We start from the raw sequence: 17,913 nt of genomic DNA, 5'->3' as shown, positions 1-17,913 counted from the left end.
TCACTGGCCCTTGTAGCAGGCGATGGAGACGTCATCGACGTTGTTCTTGTCGACCATCGCGTCGGAGACGAAGGACACGGTGTGGTTGCCGCCGGGTTTGACACCGGACTGGATCAGCTGCTGGGTCGCGACTGCCGCCGCTTCACCGATACCCTGCACGTCGTAGGCGACCGAGGCGGTGACCAAGCCCTGCTTCAGCGCATCACACCAGCTCTTGTCGGCGTCGAAGGTGTAGGTACCCACCGAATCCGGGGCCACCTGGCCGCGGCCGACGGCGTTGGCGACGGTCTGGCCGACCGTGACCGCGTTGACGTCGTAGGTCACCAGGAATCCGCACAACTTGCCCTGCGACTGCTGCAGCATCGACTCCGCCGCCTGCTGCGCGACCGCGTTCTGGAACTGCGAATGGGCAACGGTCACTTTGTATCCCAGCGGGTCGAGCACATCGTGGATGCCCTGATTCCACTGGATCGAGGCCGGGTCGTTACCGGGCCCGTCGATCACCGCGACCTGTTTGGGTGCGTTGCGCGCGCCGCAATCGTCGGCCGCGCGCTGGGCGATCGTGCGTGCGGCATGCGCGACGTCGACGCCGATGAACGCGTCCCCGAGGCGGGTCGACATCATGTTCAGCACGACGGTGTAGATGCCGGCGCGCTCGGCCTGCTGGATCGCGTTGTCGAGCAGACCGAGGTCCTGATTCTGCAGGACTAGGACGTCGGCGGCCTTGCGGGCGATCAGGTCGTTGATGGTGCTGATCATCCGGTCGCTGGAGAAGTTGGAGTCGTAGACCTGGAAGTCGGCGCCCAGGTTCCCGAAGGAGCGCTGCATTGTCGCGCCCCAGTTCTCGGTCAGCGCATAGCCTTTGTAGAGGATCGGGACGAAGGCGATCTTCTTGCCCTTCATCACGTCGTGGGCCTTCTGCACCGCGGCGTTCATGTCCACATTCGCGCCGAAGGCCTGATCGCCGGAGGCGGCCCCGCCGGAACTGGCGCCGCTGTCGACCGAACATCCGGCGACGGCGAATGCCGCCAGGGCGGCCATCACGAGGGCGAGTATCTTCTTTCGGTTCATCGTTGAACACTCCTGCTGTGAGATTGATCGGAAAGGAAAACGCTTGTGGGGGAGGGCATTACAATTCGCCCGACTTCTCGGTCTCGACATTGCGCGGATGCAACCAGGCGTCGAAGGCGATGGCGGCGATCAGGACCGCGCCGCGGATGAGGTCCTGCACGGCTGTGGTCAGCCCGTGCAGTACGAGCAAGTTGTTGAGGACGCCGACGAACAGCGATCCCGCGAGGACGCCGAGAATCGTGCCGCGACCGCCCGAAAGCGACACACCGCCGATCACGGCAACGGTCAACGCGGTGAACAGAATCGGATCGAACGAGCTCACCGTGGTCTGCACGCTGCCCTGAATCGACACCGTGACATAGCCGGCCAGCACCGCCAGCAGTGCGGCGATCACATACGTCAGCACCTGCAGCGGGCGCACCGGCGCACCGGTCGCCCGGGCGGTGTCGAAGTTGTCGCCCATCGCGCGGATCAAACGTCCCGGCGAGGTGTAGGAGATGAACAGCCAGGCCAGCAGGAATACCGCGGCGGCCACAAGGACCGGACGCGGAACGCCCAGCACCGATCCGTTGCTCAGTGCCGCGATCCATGATCCGCCCGGCACGTTGTAGACGTTGCTGGTCAGGAACAGGATGTCGACGCCGCCGATGGCGAGCATGCCGGTGGCCAGGGTCGCGAACAGCGCCGGCACCTCGAAGTAGGCGATCAGCACGCCGTTGACGACGCCGACCAGCAGCGCCAGCCCGGCCATCAGCAGGATCGCTCTGCCTTCCGGCATACCGCGATTCATGAACGCCAGCGTCGCCTGCGCGGTCCCCAGCCCGATCCCGGCCACCGACAGGTCGATGCCCTTGCCGAGAATGACCACGGCCTCACCGACGGCCAGGATGCCGAAGGCCGCCGACAGGCTCGCGATGCTGGTGAAGTTGTTCAGCGACAGGAAGTTCGATGTGGTCAGCCCGCCCACGAGGCAGACCAGCACCGTGATGCCGAGCACCAGATAGCCCTGTTCGATCCGCGCGATCCGGGACCGTGGCGAGATGTGTACGCGAGTATCCAGCGTGGCCGTGGTCATCGCCGGCCACGCCCGTCGGTGTTGTGTGATGGCTCCATCGCCGCTCCTCGTCAGTCATGTGATGTGGCTGACACTGTGTCCCAGGGCACAGGGCGACGGCATCTGACGCCGGTCGGATTCGACTACGACGTTCGGATGATCGGCCGACGGTGGCTGCGCGCGATGAGGGCCGAGCGCAGATACCACAGGCCGGTGGAGCGCGAGACGTCCAGACCGGTGAGCTGAGCGATGCGTTTGAGCCGGTAGTCGACCGAATTCGGGTGCAGGTGCAGGCGATTGGCGGTGCGTTTGCGGCTCTGGTCGTTGGCGATGAAACATCGCAGGGTGCTCAGCAATTCGGGGTAATCGTCCAGGGGATCCAGCAGAGCGCTGAGCTGGTCGAGACCGGGGCCCGGCCGGGTGAGCTGATATTCCAGCGCCAGGTCGTCGAAGCGATGCAATCCGGTCATGCCGAGCCGGGCCGCCAGGTCGAGCAGTTCGTGAGCGCGATCGGCGGCGGCGGGGATGCCCGGGGCCTCGGCGCGGGTGAGCGCGGCGGCGATCGGCACGCCCGCCGTCCGGGTGAGGTCGGCGACGAGGAGGTCGAGAGCGGCATCCTCGGCGAGCGCGGCAGGCACCAGGACCGTGCCGCCGTCGAGCGACAGGACGTCCAATGCGGCGCCGTCGAATCGGTCGGCGAGTTCGGCCCGCACCCGCCGTATGGGCGCGAGGGTGAGGACGTCGGCGCCGACGCGGGAACCCGGACAATCCGGAATTCGCAGCACGGTCAGCGCCAGCACCCAGTATTCGTCAGCGACCTCGATGCCGCCGTGGCGAACCAGGGCCGAGGTCGGCCGTCCTTCCAGCAGAGCGGTCGCCAGCGCACGCGCCGCGTGCTGGCGGTCGGCGGCGTGGAGCTGGCGGGCGTAGGCTCCGGCGACCGTCGAGGTGATCGTGGTCAGCAGGTCCAGGACGACGTCGCCGTCGATCGGGCGGCGACGGATGCCGGTCGTGCCGATCCGGGTGACGGCGCTGCGCCGCACGAGATCGATGGCCAGGCGCACACCGTCGTGGACCAGCCGCAGGATCGTATCGATGGGGATTCCGTCGCGTGCCCAGCACGACGCCTCCTGCTGGAGCCGCCGCAGGTGTTCGGGGCGTTCCTGTCCGGCCAGTATGCACATCGACAGTTCCAGGCATTCCTGTACGGCGCGGGTCAGGTTGTCGCCGTTGGGCGTCGGCCCATCGAAGTGGTGCGAGCCGGTGTGTGGATCCGCGGCACGGGTCGGTAGGGAAAGTTGTCTTTGGGGCACTGCTCCTCCTATCCGGAGTTGATCCCCGGAATCCGGCGTGGGAGCGCCGTCGGGGGCGTCGGTGCGCAGTGGTGAGTTTCGGGCATCGAAATCTCCTCCGTCGATTCCGGTATTCGGGTCGAAAATGCGGACTCGGTGTGCGCGGGGACCGTAGACTCCGCTGACGCGTAGCGCCCGGATCGTTCGAGCTCCCCGAGACTATGGGCGCTGCCGAGTGCGCAGTGTTCAAGTATTTGGACACCCCGCCGGAGGATGGTGTCGGTGCCGGTCACCGCATCGTTTTCGAAAGGGGTGTGACTTGCATCATTTCGTACATAAAATATAATGCTTCTCACATATTCACTGCTCGTCCTGCCAGCGAACAGCGCAGCAGGGTAGGCGAGAACGGCGAGACAAGGTGGTGTCGCGTGCCTTCTATATCGGCGCATCCCGGCATAAGACCGGCACGACCCGAAATCGCGTCGGCGTGGTTACGATCCCGGCTCAACGGCCTCGACGAACATGTCACGCCCCGCTTCGATCCGGACGCGGTCGCCGTCGAGTCGGGCCTAACCCGGGCGGCGCGTCCGGTGCTCGAACGGGCCACGGCCGAACTGGAGGGTACCTCGGTCACGCTGTTGCTCGCCGATCAGTCGGCCCGCGTGGTGGATATCCAGTGCGCGGACCGGTCCACGTTGCGCGGTGTGGCCGACCTCGGAGTGGTGCCGGGGATCCGGCTCGCCGAGGACGAGGTCGGCGCCAACGCCGTGGGCACCCCCATCGAGACCCGGCAGGGTCTGCTCGTGGAAGGCCCCGAACACTTCATGTCGGCCTTCCAGGGCTTCACCTGTTACGGGCATCCGATCGTCAATCCGGTCACCCGCCGGCTCGAGGGCGTCCTCGACATCAGTGGCCGTGCCGGCGACGACCACCGGCTGTTCCCGCCCTTCGCCCGGCGGGTGGTGCGCGATATCGAAGACCGCCTCCAACTGGACGCCTCGCAGTCACAGCGGCAGCTCCTGACCGCCTTCCAGGCGGCGGCGACCCGCCGGAAACGAGCGGTTGTCGCGGTCGGCCACGGCCTCGTCCTGGCCACCCCCGCGGCGCTGGATCTGCTCGAACCCGCCGACCACGCGGCCGTGCGGATGTGCGTGGAGGGCACCCGGTTCGCCGGTGAGGCGACCCACCGACTCACCCTCGTCTCCGGGCAGTCCGTTCGACTGCGGTGTATGCCGGTCGACGACGACCACGGCGTGCTGGTCGACGTCATCCCGGATCAGGAGACTCGCCGCGGCGAGCGCCCCGCCACCCGGACGCAGACCTGGCCGCTGCTGGTGGTCGGCGAATTGGGCAGCGGCCGCACCGCCGCCGCCCAGCGGGCCGCGGGGTCCGACGCGGCGGAACTGGACGCCACCGAAATCGTGCGGCTGGGTGAACAGGCCTGGGCAGGCGCCGCCGATACCGTCCTCGGCCGGCCGGGACCCGCGGCCGTCGTGGAGAACATCCAGCTGCTCTCGGAACAGATGACGACGCTGCTGGCCCGGTATCTGCGCAGCGCGCGGCGCAATGTTGTCTTGACCTCGACGCCGGGCGAGCACCTCGACACCGTGCACGCGCCGCTGGCGGTACTGTGCAACGACCGCAACGATCTCCTGCCACTGCGCCGCCGCCGCCATGAAATCCCGCAGCTGGCGCGGCACATGCTCGCTGAGATGAAACCCGGCGGGCAAACCCGGCTGACCGCCGAGACGCTGCGCATTCTGGCCGAACAGCCGTGGCCGGGCAATCTGGCGGAGCTGCGGCGCGTGATCGCGGCCGTCGCCGACCTGCGCTCGGCCGGCGACATCATCCCCTCGGATCTGCCGGCCTCGCACCGCGGTCGTCCCGCGCCGGCCTCGCCGTTCCGGCAAGCCGAGCGGGAGGTCATCGTCGCGGCCCTGGAAGCCGCCGGTGGCAACCGGTTGCAGGCCGCGCGGGCCCTGGGAGTCAGCCGGTCCACCCTCTACAACCGGTTGCGGGCGTTGCACATCGACTGAATCCCGGTGAGTGTCTAGAACTTTGGACACTCACCGGCCGCATACCTCTCTACTGTGGGTCGGGCGCCGAATCAGGCGGTGCCCCGGACAGTTCCAGAGGTGGTGAGGACCATGACAGCTGCATCGGCGGCCGTGCTCGGCCCGGGTGCATGCGCGTCCACCCCTGCTCCGCCGGAGTAGTCCACTGGGCAGATCCGGCGGTCGGGGGGGCCTCCGGGGTTCGGTGCGTAGCGCGGACGCGCGCCGGGCCCCGGGGGCAGCCGCGTGCGAAAAGAATTGCGCGCGTTACGGATACGCATTCAAAGAAGCGCCGCCCGGGTAACGCAACATCAAGCTCAATGTATTAAGCGTAAAACTACGTTTGGACGTCACCGATGACAGTTGCCGAAAGCCCGCGCGCGAGACGGTGGGCCGGTATCCGAACCCGCGTTCTCGCGATCGCGTTGATCCCGAGCATCCTGCTGCTGGCGACCGGCGGTGTCACCATCGCCGTCCTCGCCACTCGTGCGCACGCGGTCCGGGAATGGTCGAACTACCAGCAGGGCATCATCGACCCACTCCTGCATTTCGTCAGCGCCGTCGAGGACGAACGGACGGCCGGCATGCTCGTGGCCGGCGGCATCGCGGGCCCGGAGGTGAATATCGCGGACCGGCGGAGAGCGCTGGACACCGCGATGGCGGAAACCGCTGCGATCGCCTCGGGGGCGAAAAAGATCGATGCGGGCACGGCCGAGAAGTTCGGCAGCCAGATCGGTCAGCTCGTGGCGAAGCTCGCCGACGTCCGGCACCAGATCGACACGCGCGCAACCACGCCCGAAGCCGTCGACGCCTTCTACAGTCTGCTCGTGGGCGCCACCGCCGACGGTGGCTTCGACAGCGCCGTCGGTCACTCTCCGGACAACGACACCTTGGCCGGAGATATGACGGGCAATGCCCTGATCCGCGCGGTCGATACCCACGCGCGGGCCCTCGGCTACGCGGCGGTCGCGCAATCGCGCGGAATGCTCGACGTCGCCGGAAGACGAGCTCTGGCCGAGCTGACCGGCTCCTACCGGCAGCAGCTCGACACGCTGGTAGCACGGCTGGCCCCCGTCGCGCAAACCGCGTTCCGGGCACTGACCGACAGCGCCGAATGGCGGCTCACCGAGAGCGCGCAGAACCAGCTCGCCGAGCGGGGCAGCCTGGACACGCCCGAGGACGCATGGCGGCCCGCGCAGCGGTCGGTCGACGACAGGCTGGTCGCCGTGGTCGCCGACCAGTACCGCAACACCGTCGCACTGACCCAGAAGGTCGCCGACAGAACGTTGAACTGGGCGATCACCGCCGGTACTGGACTCGTCATCGCGACCGTGCTCGCCGTCGCCGCCGCCCTCGTGCTCGCCGGGCGGCTCGTGCGCCGACTGCGGTCGCTGCGCTCGTCCAGCCTCGAGTTGGCCAACGACCGGCTCCCCGCGATCATCGACCGCATCCATCGAGGCGAAACGGTGGATGTGCAGGGCGAGACCACCCCCGTCGACTCCGGTGTGGACGAGATCGGCGAAGTGGCCGACGCCTTCGCCGCCGCCCAGCGCACCGCCATCGCCGCCGCCGTCGCCGAGGCTCGCACCCGGGACGGATTCAACCGGGTCTTCCTCGACATCGCGTTCCGCAGTCAAGCCCTGGTCCGCCGGCAGCTCGACGTGCTGGATGTGGCCGAGGCCAAACAGGACCACCCCGATCATCTCGAGCTGCTGTTCCAGCTCGATCACCTGGCGACCCGCGCCCGGCGCAACGCCGAGAATCTGCTCATCCTCGGCGACCGGCAGCCCGGGCGGCAGTGGCGGCGGCCGGTGGGCCTCGAGGAGATCGTGCGCAGCGCGGCCTCCGAAACCGAGGGGTTCGCGCGGGTGACCGCCGTCCGGCTTCCCCCGGTGAGCGTCCTCGGCGCCGCGGTCGCCGATCTCATCCATCTGCTCGCCGAACTGATCGACAACGCGGCGAACTTCTCTCCGCCGGAAGCGCCGATCACCGTGCACGGCAGCATCGTCGGGCGCGGGGTCGTGGTCGAGATCGTCGACCGCGGCCTCGGCATGGTGTTCGAACAACTGGAGCAGGTCAACACGCTTCTGGTCGAACCACCCGAATTCCACGAGATGGCGCTCACGGGCCGGCGTCAACTCGGATTGTTCGTGGTCGGTCGCCTGGCGCGCCGGCACGGTATCGGAGTGAGCCTGCGGGAATCACCCTACGGCGGCGTCACCGCGATCGTGCTCGTTCCCGCGGCCGTGCTGGATCGGGTGAGCATGGATGTCGCACCGGCCGACCAGGCCGCTCTCGAGCCGTCGCGCACGCCGCTGCCCCGGCGAGTACGGCCGAGCAACGGAATGCCGGCCGCGCGCCGGCACATTGGGTCACCCTCGGCGTCCGTCGCCGAGCGACGACGAAGCCCGGACGTGGCACGTGCGGCCATGACCTCCTTCCAGCGCGGAACCCGGCAAGCCCGGCGTTCCGCCGACACCAGCGCACAGCATAATTCCGACGAACAGTGAACGGCCATAACATGAACGAATACCCCTCGACCACTCCCGCTCCCGTCGGGCTGGACTGGATACTCGACAAGCTGGTCTCCCGAGTCTCCGGGGCCGAAGGTGCGGTCGTCCTGTCCGCCGACGGATTGCCGATGGCCGGTTCCGGCCTCGGCCGCGAGAATGTCGAACATCTGGCGGCCATCGCCTCGGCTCTGCACAGTCTCGCGCGCGGCGTCGGCTCCCATTTCGGCAAAGGCGAATTGCATCAGACGGTCATCGAACTGGAATTGGGTTTCCTGGTCGTGACCGAGGCCGGAAACGGGGCGTGTCTGGCGCTGCTAGCGGATATCGAATCCGATCTCGGTCTGATCGCCTACGAAATGAATGTGATCATCGGTCAGGTGCGCGAGCACCTGTCGACGGTCCCCAGAGTGTCGGAAACAGTTGTCCCGCCGTACCAGCCGTGACCCGACCACCCGACGATTCACCGATCGACGACGATCCAGGGCCGCTGGTTCGGCCCTTCGCCACGACCCGCGGGCGAACCGGGACGAACGTGCACGATCTGGATATCTTCACGCTGGTGACGGCCGTCGAGTTCGACAACGACATCGAGAATTTCGACCGTGAATACCGGCAGATTCTGTCGTTGTGCCGTGGTGGGCCGCAATCCATCGCGGAAATCGCGGCGCGCTGCGGATTGCTGGTCACGGCGGCGAAGGTTCTCGTCGGTGATCTGATCACCGCCGGATACATCGAGTTCCGATCGCCACATCCTGACGTCGGACACGATCCGGTATTTCTGCGGGAGGTTTTGGCCGGGTTACGGAAACTATGACCGGCTTCGGTGTCGGTTGTCCAAATCCTTGGACACTTCGCCTCCGACCGGGGGCATACGTTCGTGGCAGCGCGCCGACGGATCCTTGTCGGCGCACCGACCCGCGCCCCGCGGGCTGCCAACCAACGGAGGTTGTCTTGAACGATCGGAATACCCTCAGCGGCCCGAAAGTGTCTTCGTCCCGTATAGGGCAGCGGAGGCGAACGTCGGCACTTGCGGCGGCGATCGGCGTGGCTGTGGGGGTTTCCGTCGGTGGTGTTGTGACCCCGCCGGTGGGCGCGGCCCCGGCCGGCCCCAGTTATCTTCTGGTCGGAGGCACCGGGTCGTCGAATCTCGGGGTGCTACGCGAATCGGGCGGCCACCTGTCGGGCACCGGCCCGACAGTACCGATCGAAACCGGCACCCTCACCGTCGCCGTCACCCCGAACAACCATTACGTGTATGTGGCCCATACAATTTCGGGTACCTTGCAAGGCTTCCGAGTACATCCGGACGGCTCGTTCGAGCCTCTTGCGGGCGCCCGGCTGGATCCGGGACAGCCGGTGGTGGGCGCGGTGGTGAGCCCCGACGGACGGTGGTTGTTCGCCACGGTCGGCTCGGTGACCAACGAGGTGCGTACTTACGCCATCGCCCCCTCGGGCGCCCTGACGCCGGTCGCCTCGGCGACGATTCCGGGAGCCACGAGCGGCCTCTCGATCCCGACGGTCTCGCCTGACGGCCGATTCCTGTTCGCGCCCAGCTTCATCGGCGCCACCATGGATTCCTTCGCGATCGGCGACGACGGGCATCTGACCCCCGCCGGGCCGCAGGTGCTCACGGGCGACCGGCCGGCACTGCCCTCGGTGACGCCGAACGGCAAATTCCTCTACATCACCAATGAGGGCACCAATGATGTGTCGGCATACAGTATTTCACCCACCGGTGCACTGACGCCCATCGGCCGATTCCCGACCGAGGGCACCCCGCACGGTATGGCGATCACTCCGGACAGCAAATACTTGTACCTCCCGCAAACCGCGGGCCCGGGCGTCAACGGCTTCGCCATTCAGGACAACGGCGCGCTGGCCCCCATTCCCGCCGCCGACGCGCCCAGCCAACCCGGTCACTTCCCCGGCCGCGTGGTCCTGAGCCCAGATGCCAAACGGCTCTACGTCATCGATACCCTCAGCACGGCGGGCACCGAAAAGGTGTTCACCTACCGGGTACTCGAGAACGGGGCGCTCGAACCCAGCGGGGAGCCGCCGGCCGACACCGGGGTGGTGTTCTCCGACGGCGCCACCGGCGTATTCGTCACCCCGGGGGCGTGAATCCGTGACGCGCGGACATTGGAGCCGGGTGTTGTTCCACGTACCCCGTCTCCGCGCGTCGCCACCGTCGTGACTGCCGCCTATTCGGCCCGGTGCGGCTTCGCAGCGGTATCGACGTGGTGCCCTCCGGCACCGGAATCGCGGTGCGGGCGTGGCGAATCGCGATGGGTTCCCAGCGCCGCGGCCAGGTAGGGGGCGGTCGCGCTATGGGGATCGGCGGCCGCCTCGGCCGGGGTGCCGGTGACGACGACCCGGCCGCCCTCGTTGCCGGCGCCGGGCCCGAGGTCGATAGCATGGTCGGCCTGGACCACAACACGCATATCCAGTTCGGCGACCACGACGGTATTGCCCGCGTCCACGAGTTTCTGCAGGTGCAGCATCAGCCGGTCGGTATCGGCCGGATGCAGCCCCGAGGTGGGCTCGTCGAGCAGATACAGGGCGTCGCCGCGATGGGCGCGCTGCAGTTCGGTGGCGAGTTTGACGCGTTGGGCCTCGCCGCCGGACAGTTCGGTCGCCGGCTGTCCCAGCCGCAGATAGCCGAGCCCGACGTCGCTCAGAACCGTCAGCGAGCGCAGGATGTCGGTGTCGCCGTCGAAGAACGCGCGCGCCTCGTCGACGCTCATCTCCAGAACCTCGGCGATATTGCGGCCGTGCCACGTGATGTCGAGTGTGCTCGCCTGGTAGCGGGTGCCGTGGCAGTCCGGGCATGGCGTGTAAACGCTGGGCAGGAACAGTAATTCGACCATCACCCAGCCTTCGCCCTCACATGTCGGGCACCGCCCGGACGCGACGTTGAACGAGAACCTGCCCGCGTTGTAGTGCCGGCGCCGCGCCTTGGGTGTACTGGCGAAACGGCGGCGGATGTAATCGAACATTCCGGTGTAGGTGGCGACATTCGAACGGGGAGTTCGGCCGATCGGTTTCTGATCGATGGACACCACCCGGCGAAGATCGCCGACTCCGCCGACGATCGTGCCGTCGACGGCCTGCGACTCGTCCGAGAGCAGCAGGTCGTCGCCGTCGTCGTCGGCGGTGAGCACCGGATGGCCCAGATGCTCACCGACCAGCGCGGGGAGTGCCTGACTGACCAGGCTCGACTTCCCGGAACCCGAGACCCCGGTGACCGCGGTGAGGCATCTCAGCGGAAACGACACCGACACGTCACGTAAGTTGTTGCGGCGCACCTTCTTCAGGCGCAACCATTCCTCCGCCTGCCGCGGCGGCCGGGGTGCGGGCCGTTCGTGGCCGAACAGATAACGACGGGTCGCCGATCCATCGACGTCGCGCAAGCCGTCGGGCGGTCCGCTGTGCAGAATCCGGCCGCCGTTCTCGCCCGCGCCGGGACCGAGATCGACCAGCCAGTCGGCGGCGCCGATGATGTCGAGCGAGTGCTCGACGACGAATACGCTGTTGCCGCGGCGCTTCAGCCCCTCCAGGATGCCCAGCAGGGCGTCGCGGTCGCGCGGGTGCAGCCCCGCCGACGGCTCGTCGAGGACGTAGACGACTCCGAAGAGCTGCGAAGAGAGTTGCGTCGCCAGCCGCACGCGCTGCAACTCGCCAGACGACAGGGTCGGTGTACTGCGGTCCAGAGACAGATAGCCCAGGCCCAGGTCGGTGACCGGACGCAGCCGCTCCAGCAGTTCGGCGACCAAACGCTGTGCGGCAGCGCGTTTTTCGACCGACATATTCGGCGTGTTTCGCACATCCGGAGCCGCGTCGTGTGCGGAGCCGCCGGCCGCGACCCGTTTCTCGACCGCCGTGCGCCGGGCCGACTCGTCGAGGACGGCGCCGGAGCCGATATCGGCCGGGCGCCAGTTCTCGGCGAGTACCGACGACAACAGTTCGGCGAGGCGGGCCAGGGGAAGTGCGGAGAATTCGGCGATGTCGAGCCCTTCGAACGTCACCGACAGGGCCTCCGGTTTGAGCAGTTTGCCGTCGCAGGTGGGGCACACCGCACTGCTGATGTATCGGGACACCCGCTTCTTCACCGAGGCGCTCTTGGTGTTCGCGAACGTGTCGAGGACATACCGGCGCGCACCGGTGAACGTGCCCTGGTAGCTGGGCTCCATCTGCTGCTTCAGCGCGCGGCGCGTCTGCGCCGGGGTGAATCCCGCGTACACCGGCACCGTCGGATGCTCGTCGGTGTAGAGGATCCAGTCGCGGTCCTTCTTCGGCAGATCTCGCCAGGGCCGGTCGACGTCGTAGCCGAGCGAGACCAGGATGTCGCGGAGGTTCTGGCCGTGCCAGGCCGGAGGCCAGGAGGCGATCGCCCGGTCGCGGATCGACACCGACGGGTCGGGCACCATCAGTTTCTCGGGTACCTCGTACACCCGGCCGATACCGTGACAGGTAGGACAGGCGCCCTGCACAGTGTTCGGCGAGAAGTCCTCGGCATAGAGCATCGGCTGCTTCGCGGGGTAATTACCGGCCCGCGAATACAGCATGCGGACCAGGCTCGACAACGTCGTCACACTGCCGACCGAGGATCGAGCACTACCGCCGCCGCGGTGTTGCTGCAGGGCGACCGCCGGTGGCAGCCCCTCGATCGAATCGACATCGGGAACGCCGACCTGATCGATGAGGCGGCGCGCGTACGGCGCCACCGACTCCAGATATCGGCGCTGGGATTCCGCGAACAACGTGCCGAAGGCCAGTGACGATTTCCCCGAGCCCGAGACGCCGGTGAAGACGACCAGCGCATCGCGCGGGATATCGACATCGACGTCGGCGAGATTGTGCTCCCGCGCGCCGCGCACCTGGACGCGGTCGGGGACGGCGATCGGCGGGTCCCCGCCGGGCGCCCGCTTCCGCGCGGAAGTACGTGTCATCACCTGGCCTCACGTCTACGGTGGTCGATCCGGTGCCGAAGGATGCTCTGATCTCATCGGTTACCCGGGACCGGTCGCTTCTATCGTGGGTAATCGTGCTCGCACGAAACGCAGCGTGAATTTCCGGCACCTACGACGATGCCCTCACAGCAAACTGCTGTGAGGGCATCGTCGTAGGTGCCTGGCGGCGGTAAGCGCGTTATTTGCTCGGCGCCGGCTTGAACGGGGCGTTGATGGTCGCGAAGTACTGGATCGCGGCGCCGATCGCGACCGGAGCGGTCACGAAGATCTGGCCGGCGAGTACACCCAGGAAGCCGACAGCGGCGGCACCGGCGATGCAGCCGCCGAGCGGGCCGAGGCCGAACAGGGTGGCCAGCGCACCGGTGGCGACGACACCGAGGGCGGCGCCCGCGATGCAGCCGATGGCCGCGCCGCCGATACCGCCGGCGAGGGTGCCGATGGTGGCGCCGGTGGAGATGGTGTCCTTCAGGCGGTTGAACGCGGCGGTCTCACGGTCGTAGGGGGTCTTCCACGGGGCCGAGTCCTCGAAGGGGAGGGCGACCGGCTTGTAGACCGCATGCTGCACGTCGTACTGCGGGGTGAGGGTGGCGGTGTTGCCGGAGATGTCGGCGGCGATCGGGAACTCGAAGTCGTCGACTCGGAAGTTCAGCGGGGTGCCGGCGAGCACGGTGCCGTTGGCGGCCTTGATCTTCAGCATGCCGTCTTCGTTGACGATCGAGCCGCCGTCGGTCTTGATCACGGCTTTGTCGTTGTCGACGACGCTGGCCTTGTAGTAGACGCTCTCGGGCGCCGCGGGGGCAGCAGGGTCGGCTGTGGCGGTACCGGCCGCGACACCGACAGCGGCGACCAGCATGGCGGCGGTCGCGACGAATTTCCTCATCATCATTTTCTGCGGAACCTCGAGACGGAGTGGTTCAGGGACGAAGGAATCACAGACGAGGCCAGCTAACAGACAGTGAACGCCCGGAGTCCATTCATTCAGATCCCGTTCACTACCCCCGCCCCGCTGTCGGCGAGACATCTGAAACCTCCAGTGCGAGTGATGCTTTCTCGCGAGGCCCGAAATGAAGCGGAATGCGGCTGAACTGCCGTTTGTGGCTGTTATCACAGACTTTTCCCAGCATGATGCCCGAATCGTCCGGTGATTTCCTCCGGTGCTCACCTGCGTTGTCTCGTGACTCGAGCGACAATATGCCCATGGCCGTCCTCGACGAACCCACGACATGGCGTCGCTGACCCGCCCCGGCTCGCGGTCTCGTGAGCGTGACGAACGGCGTGACGCGGTGGAGCGGCGGGTGCTCGCGGCTGTGGATCGGCTGCTGGATACGGGCGTCACCTACACCGAACTGCCGGTGGCCCGGATCGCCGCCGAGGCCGATATCGCCCGCTCCACCTTCTATCGCTACTTTCCCGACAAGAGCCAACTGCTGATCCGGATGGCCGACCTGGCGACCGACGATCAATTTCGCACGGCCGAACTGTGGTGGGCCGCGGATCACCTCGACGGAGAGGCCGGGGTGGTCACCGCGATGCGGCTGATGATCGCCGGAACCCGGGCACACCATCGCGTGTTGCGCGCGCTCACCGAGGTGGCGGGTTACGACCGCGATGTGGGCCGCTACTGGCAGGAGCGGGTCCGGCGCTTCACCGAACTCGTCCGTCTGCGGCTCGACCGCGAGCGCGCGGCCGGCCGGGTTCCCGCCGACCTGGAGGTCGAGGCCACCGCCATCGCCCTGACCTGCATGGTCGAGCGTGCCATCGACTTCACCTTCGCAGCCGGGAATCCGGTGGGCGACGAACAACTGGCGCGGGCGCTGGGACGTGCGATCTGGCGGACGGTCTACGCCTCGTGAGCGATCTGTCGGCGCATCTGGAGTCCCTGCTGGGCATGCCGGTGGTGGCCGAGCGCACGGTCGGCCGCGGACACGCTTGGACCCTGTATCGCGTGCGGCTCGCCGACGGCCGCGACGCCTTCGTGAAAAGTGCTGTGGGCGAACCAGGTTCGCCCGCCGACCACGCCTTGCTCGCCGAAGCCGCCGGGCTGCGCTGGTTGCGCGAGGCCGACGCCGCCGGTCTGATCCCACAGCTTCTGGGCGCCGACGACCGCACACTCGTCCTGCCGTGGTTGAACTCGACAGCGCCCGGCCGCGAAGCCGCGGAACAGTTCGGTGCGGCGCTCGCCTACCTGCACACGCACACCGTCGACCGGTACGGGGCCCCGTGGGTGGGTCGTATCGCCACCGTGCCGCAGGACAACGCGATGGTCGCGGGGGAGTGGGGGCAATGGTATGCCCGGTATCGACTGCAGCCGCTGCTTCCCGCCGCCGCATCCGTGCTGGGCCGCAACGGGATTCGGCTCGTCGAGCGGGTGATCGACGAGATCGGCGAACTGGCCGGCCCGCCGGAACCGCCGTGCCGCATTCACGGGGACCTGTGGTCGGGCAACGTGCTGTGGACCGAGCGCGGCGTGATGCTCATCGATCCGGCCGCCCACGGGGGTCATCGCGAGACGGACCTGGCCATGTTGCGGCTGTTCGGCGCTCCGCATCTCGGCCACATTCTGGGGGCATACCAGGAGCGCTTCCCCCTCTCGCCCGGCGTGGAGCAGCGGGTCGCACTGCATCAGCTGTATCCGTTGCTGGTGCATGTCGTGCTGTTCGGTGGGGGATACCGGGAACAGGCCATCGCTGCGGCGGAAGAGGCGTTGTCCGCAGGGTGAAAGCGACTGGGCGACAGACTGTTACATGATCGGGGCCGATGTGTTCGGCCAAGCGCCGAGTGGAGAATGCAAGTAACGAACATATCGATATGGACGTATGCGTATCTAGACATGGGAAGCCACAGTGTCGTCGCGCGGTAGACGACCGGCTCACCGGCGACAACCACAGCCATGACGGAGTGGCTACGGTCGGGCAATGAAGTTGCGGAGGATTCACCACGCGGCGATTATCGCGTCGGACTATCAGCGGTCGAAAATGTTCTATACCGAGGTGCTCGGGCTGCGGGTGGTGGCGGAGCACTACCGGGCCGAACGTCGTTCGTGGAAGCTGGATCTCGCACTGCCAGACGGCACCCGATTGGAGCTCTTCTCGTTCCCGGATCCGCCTCCTCGGCCGTCGCGGCCGGAGGCGTGCGGGTTGCGTCATCTCGCCTTCGCCGTCGAAGACGTCGCCGCGGGCCTGGCGGAGCTGCGGGGGAGGGGAGTGGTCGTGGAGGAGGTTCGCGTCGACGAATTCACCGGTCGCCGTTTCGGTTTCTTCTTCGACCCGGACGACTTGCCACTGGAGTTGTACGAGGCCTGAATCCTGTTCCGGCCGCGGGCGCCGGCGTTCGGAACCATGCCGGGCGGCATTTGCGGCGCCGGGACGTATAATGCAATGCATGATGGAGATATGCGCATCTAACTATGTATCTCCATCATGGCGTGCCGCAGGCTTCCAGCTCACACACCGAAAACCAAAAGAAGCACACGACGAGGAAGGTCATTTCGTGCATCCGAGATGAGGGGTTGTCCGCCGGGTGAGGGCGGCTGCCATACGATGACCGGATGACCACAGTGTTGCTCAACACATCAGCCGGGGACATCACCCTCGAATTGGACGAGACGAAGGCGCCGCAAACGGTCGCCAACTTCGTGGACTACGTCAAGTCCGGCCATTACGACGGGACGATCTTCCACCGTGTGATTCCGGGTTTCATGGTGCAGGGCGGCGGTCTGACCGCCGATATGCAGCAGAAGCCGGCGCCCAATCGGGTGCAGAACGAGGCCAAGAACGGGCTGCGCAACGACAAGTACACCGTCGCGATGGCACGTACGGCGGATCCGCATTCGGCCAGTGCGCAGTTCTTCATCAACACGGCGAACAACGACTTCCTGAACTACCCGGGTCAGGACGGCTGGGGTTATGCGGTCTTCGGGCGGGTCGTCGACGGTAATGCCGTCGTGGATTCGATCGAGGGTGTCCGCACGGGCTCCAAGGCCGGCCACCAGGATGTGCCGGTCGAGCCGATCACGATCGTCTCGGCTCAGCTGGCCTGACCGGCAGGGCGCGCGCCCCGCATATCCGTCGATTCAGCGCCGCAGTGGTAGCGGTGCCGATGACGGGTGGTGCGGGGCGCCGCCATATGTGGGGTGCTCTCGTCAGACCAGGCGGTGGCCGCCTTCGACGTGGAGGACTTCACCGGTCAGGAAGTCGTTGTCGAGGACGGCGTGGAAGGCGGCCGCGATATCGGCGGGACGGCCGATGCGGCCGGCGGGCAGCCGGGCGGCCATCGCGGTGAGGCGGGCGTGTTTGTCGGGGCCGGCGAAGTCGTCCCAGATCGGGGTGTCGATCCAGCCGGGTGAGACGGCGTTGACCCGGATCGGCGCCAATTCCAGCGCCAGCGCTCGGACCAGGCCTTCGAGGGCGGCGTTGGCGGTGGCGACGACCGATCCGCCGGGAGCGGGACGATAGGCCGCGATGCCGGAGGTGACGGTGATGGAGTTGCGAACCCGGTCCGCTGCGTATTTCGCGACCAGCCACGGCCCGAGCACCTTGATGTCGAGGACCGTCCGCGCGTCGTGTGCGGAAAGTTCGGTGAGCGGTCCGTATCCGTGGCGCATGTCGGCGGCGGTGACGACGACGTGATCGACCGTGCCGAGGGTGTCGAAAAGTGCTGCGATGGAGGCTTCTTCGGCGATGTCTACGCGCTGTGAGCGGACCTGATCGGGATATCCGAGGTGTGCGGTCGCGGCGGTGAGGCGGTCGGTGTCGCGGGCGGCGATGGTGATTCGATGGCCGGCGGGCAGGAGCCGTTGGGCCAGGGCGAATCCCATGCCGGAGCTGCCGCCGATGACGAGGGTGTGGGTGCTGTCGGTCATGGATCCACCGTGCGGTGCGGCGAGGGCGGCGGGGAGACCGGCTGTGGCCTGGTCCTGGCGGGGCTACCCCGGCGTGGCTGGGAAGCGGGCACACTGGA

The 17,913-nt window shown here is 67.3% G+C and carries 15 protein-coding genes; 9 read left to right on the top strand and 6 right to left on the bottom strand.

Annotated features, from left to right (window positions below; all coding sequences use genetic code 11):
• The 3 genes from AC5592_RS03775 to AC5592_RS03765 all read right to left on the bottom strand — a co-directional run bounded on the left by AC5592_RS03775 (position 1) and on the right by AC5592_RS03765 (position 3,438).
• Complete coding sequence (locus AC5592_RS03775) at positions 1-1,071, bottom strand: sugar ABC transporter substrate-binding protein (protein WP_063063390.1); 1,071 nt, start codon at positions 1,069-1,071, stop codon at positions 1-3.
• A gap of 58 nt (positions 1,072-1,129) precedes the next feature.
• Positions 1,130-2,146, bottom strand: coding sequence for an ABC transporter permease (locus AC5592_RS03770; RefSeq protein WP_063063389.1), 1,017 nt, complete (start codon positions 2,144-2,146; stop codon positions 1,130-1,132).
• Between the two features lie 122 nt (positions 2,147-2,268).
• Positions 2,269-3,438: a PucR family transcriptional regulator gene (locus tag AC5592_RS03765; RefSeq protein ID WP_063063388.1), complete on the bottom strand. Its 1,170-nt coding sequence runs from the start codon at positions 3,436-3,438 to the stop codon at positions 2,269-2,271.
• 407 nt (positions 3,439-3,845) lie between these two features.
• On the opposite strand from AC5592_RS03765, the gene AC5592_RS03760 reads away from it, so the two are divergent.
• From AC5592_RS03760 to AC5592_RS03740, 5 genes are all read left to right on the top strand, one after another.
• Positions 3,846-5,453, top strand: coding sequence for a sigma-54-dependent Fis family transcriptional regulator (locus AC5592_RS03760; protein WP_063063387.1), 1,608 nt, complete (start codon positions 3,846-3,848; stop codon positions 5,451-5,453).
• A gap of 374 nt (positions 5,454-5,827) precedes the next feature.
• Entirely contained in the window at positions 5,828-7,981 is a 2,154-nt protein-coding gene (locus tag AC5592_RS03755; protein ID WP_084506294.1) for a sensor histidine kinase, read from the top strand.
• Positions 7,982-7,992: 11 nt separating this feature from the next.
• Positions 7,993-8,427, top strand: coding sequence for a roadblock/LC7 domain-containing protein (locus tag AC5592_RS03750; protein ID WP_063063385.1), 435 nt, complete (start codon positions 7,993-7,995; stop codon positions 8,425-8,427).
• Positions 8,424-8,798 (top strand): DUF742 domain-containing protein, encoded by a 375-nt coding sequence (locus AC5592_RS03745; RefSeq protein WP_063063384.1) that lies wholly within the window; start codon positions 8,424-8,426, stop codon positions 8,796-8,798. The genes AC5592_RS03750 and AC5592_RS03745 overlap by 4 nt, the downstream gene beginning before the upstream one ends.
• A gap of 260 nt (positions 8,799-9,058) precedes the next feature.
• On the top strand, positions 9,059-10,105 hold the full coding sequence (locus tag AC5592_RS03740; protein WP_063063383.1) for a lactonase family protein: 1,047 nt from the start codon (positions 9,059-9,061) through the stop codon (positions 10,103-10,105).
• Positions 10,106-10,185: 80 nt separating this feature from the next.
• On the opposite strand, the gene AC5592_RS03735 is transcribed toward AC5592_RS03740, so the two are convergent.
• Together AC5592_RS03735 and AC5592_RS03730 are read right to left on the bottom strand one after the other, a co-directional pair.
• Positions 10,186-12,933 (bottom strand): excinuclease ABC subunit UvrA, encoded by a 2,748-nt coding sequence (locus AC5592_RS03735; protein ID WP_198163746.1) that lies wholly within the window; start codon positions 12,931-12,933, stop codon positions 10,186-10,188.
• Positions 12,934-13,132: 199 nt separating this feature from the next.
• A complete protein-coding gene (locus tag AC5592_RS03730) occupies positions 13,133-13,840 on the bottom strand; it encodes a DUF8020 domain-containing protein (protein WP_036508421.1) in 708 nt (235 codons plus the stop codon).
• Between the two features lie 337 nt (positions 13,841-14,177).
• Between AC5592_RS03730 and AC5592_RS03725 the strand changes: the two genes are divergently transcribed.
• From AC5592_RS03725 to AC5592_RS03710, 4 genes are all read left to right on the top strand, one after another.
• A complete protein-coding gene (locus AC5592_RS03725) occupies positions 14,178-14,807 on the top strand; it encodes a TetR/AcrR family transcriptional regulator (protein ID WP_036508419.1) in 630 nt (209 codons plus the stop codon).
• Entirely contained in the window at positions 14,804-15,673 is an 870-nt protein-coding gene (locus tag AC5592_RS03720) for a fructosamine kinase family protein (RefSeq protein ID WP_232329179.1), read from the top strand. The genes AC5592_RS03725 and AC5592_RS03720 overlap by 4 nt, the downstream gene beginning before the upstream one ends.
• A 196-nt stretch (positions 15,674-15,869) precedes the next feature.
• A complete protein-coding gene (gene gloA2, locus AC5592_RS03715) occupies positions 15,870-16,256 on the top strand; it encodes an SMU1112c/YaeR family gloxylase I-like metalloprotein (protein WP_036508415.1) in 387 nt (128 codons plus the stop codon).
• A 245-nt stretch (positions 16,257-16,501) separates the two neighbouring features.
• Entirely contained in the window at positions 16,502-16,993 is a 492-nt protein-coding gene (locus AC5592_RS03710) for a peptidylprolyl isomerase (RefSeq protein ID WP_039783114.1), read from the top strand.
• Positions 16,994-17,095: 102 nt separating this feature from the next.
• Here AC5592_RS03710 and AC5592_RS03705 read toward each other — a convergent pair whose 3' ends face one another.
• Complete coding sequence (locus AC5592_RS03705; protein WP_063063382.1) at positions 17,096-17,815, bottom strand: SDR family oxidoreductase; 720 nt, start codon at positions 17,813-17,815, stop codon at positions 17,096-17,098.
• Between the last annotated feature and the right edge of the window lie 98 nt (positions 17,816-17,913).

This window comes from Nocardia violaceofusca NBRC 14427 (assembly GCF_963869435.1).
Lineage (GTDB): Bacteria > Actinomycetota > Actinomycetes > Mycobacteriales > Mycobacteriaceae > Nocardia > Nocardia aobensis.
Note: the sequence above shows the minus strand (reverse complement) of the source record. Positions and strands in the feature narration are given on the sequence as shown.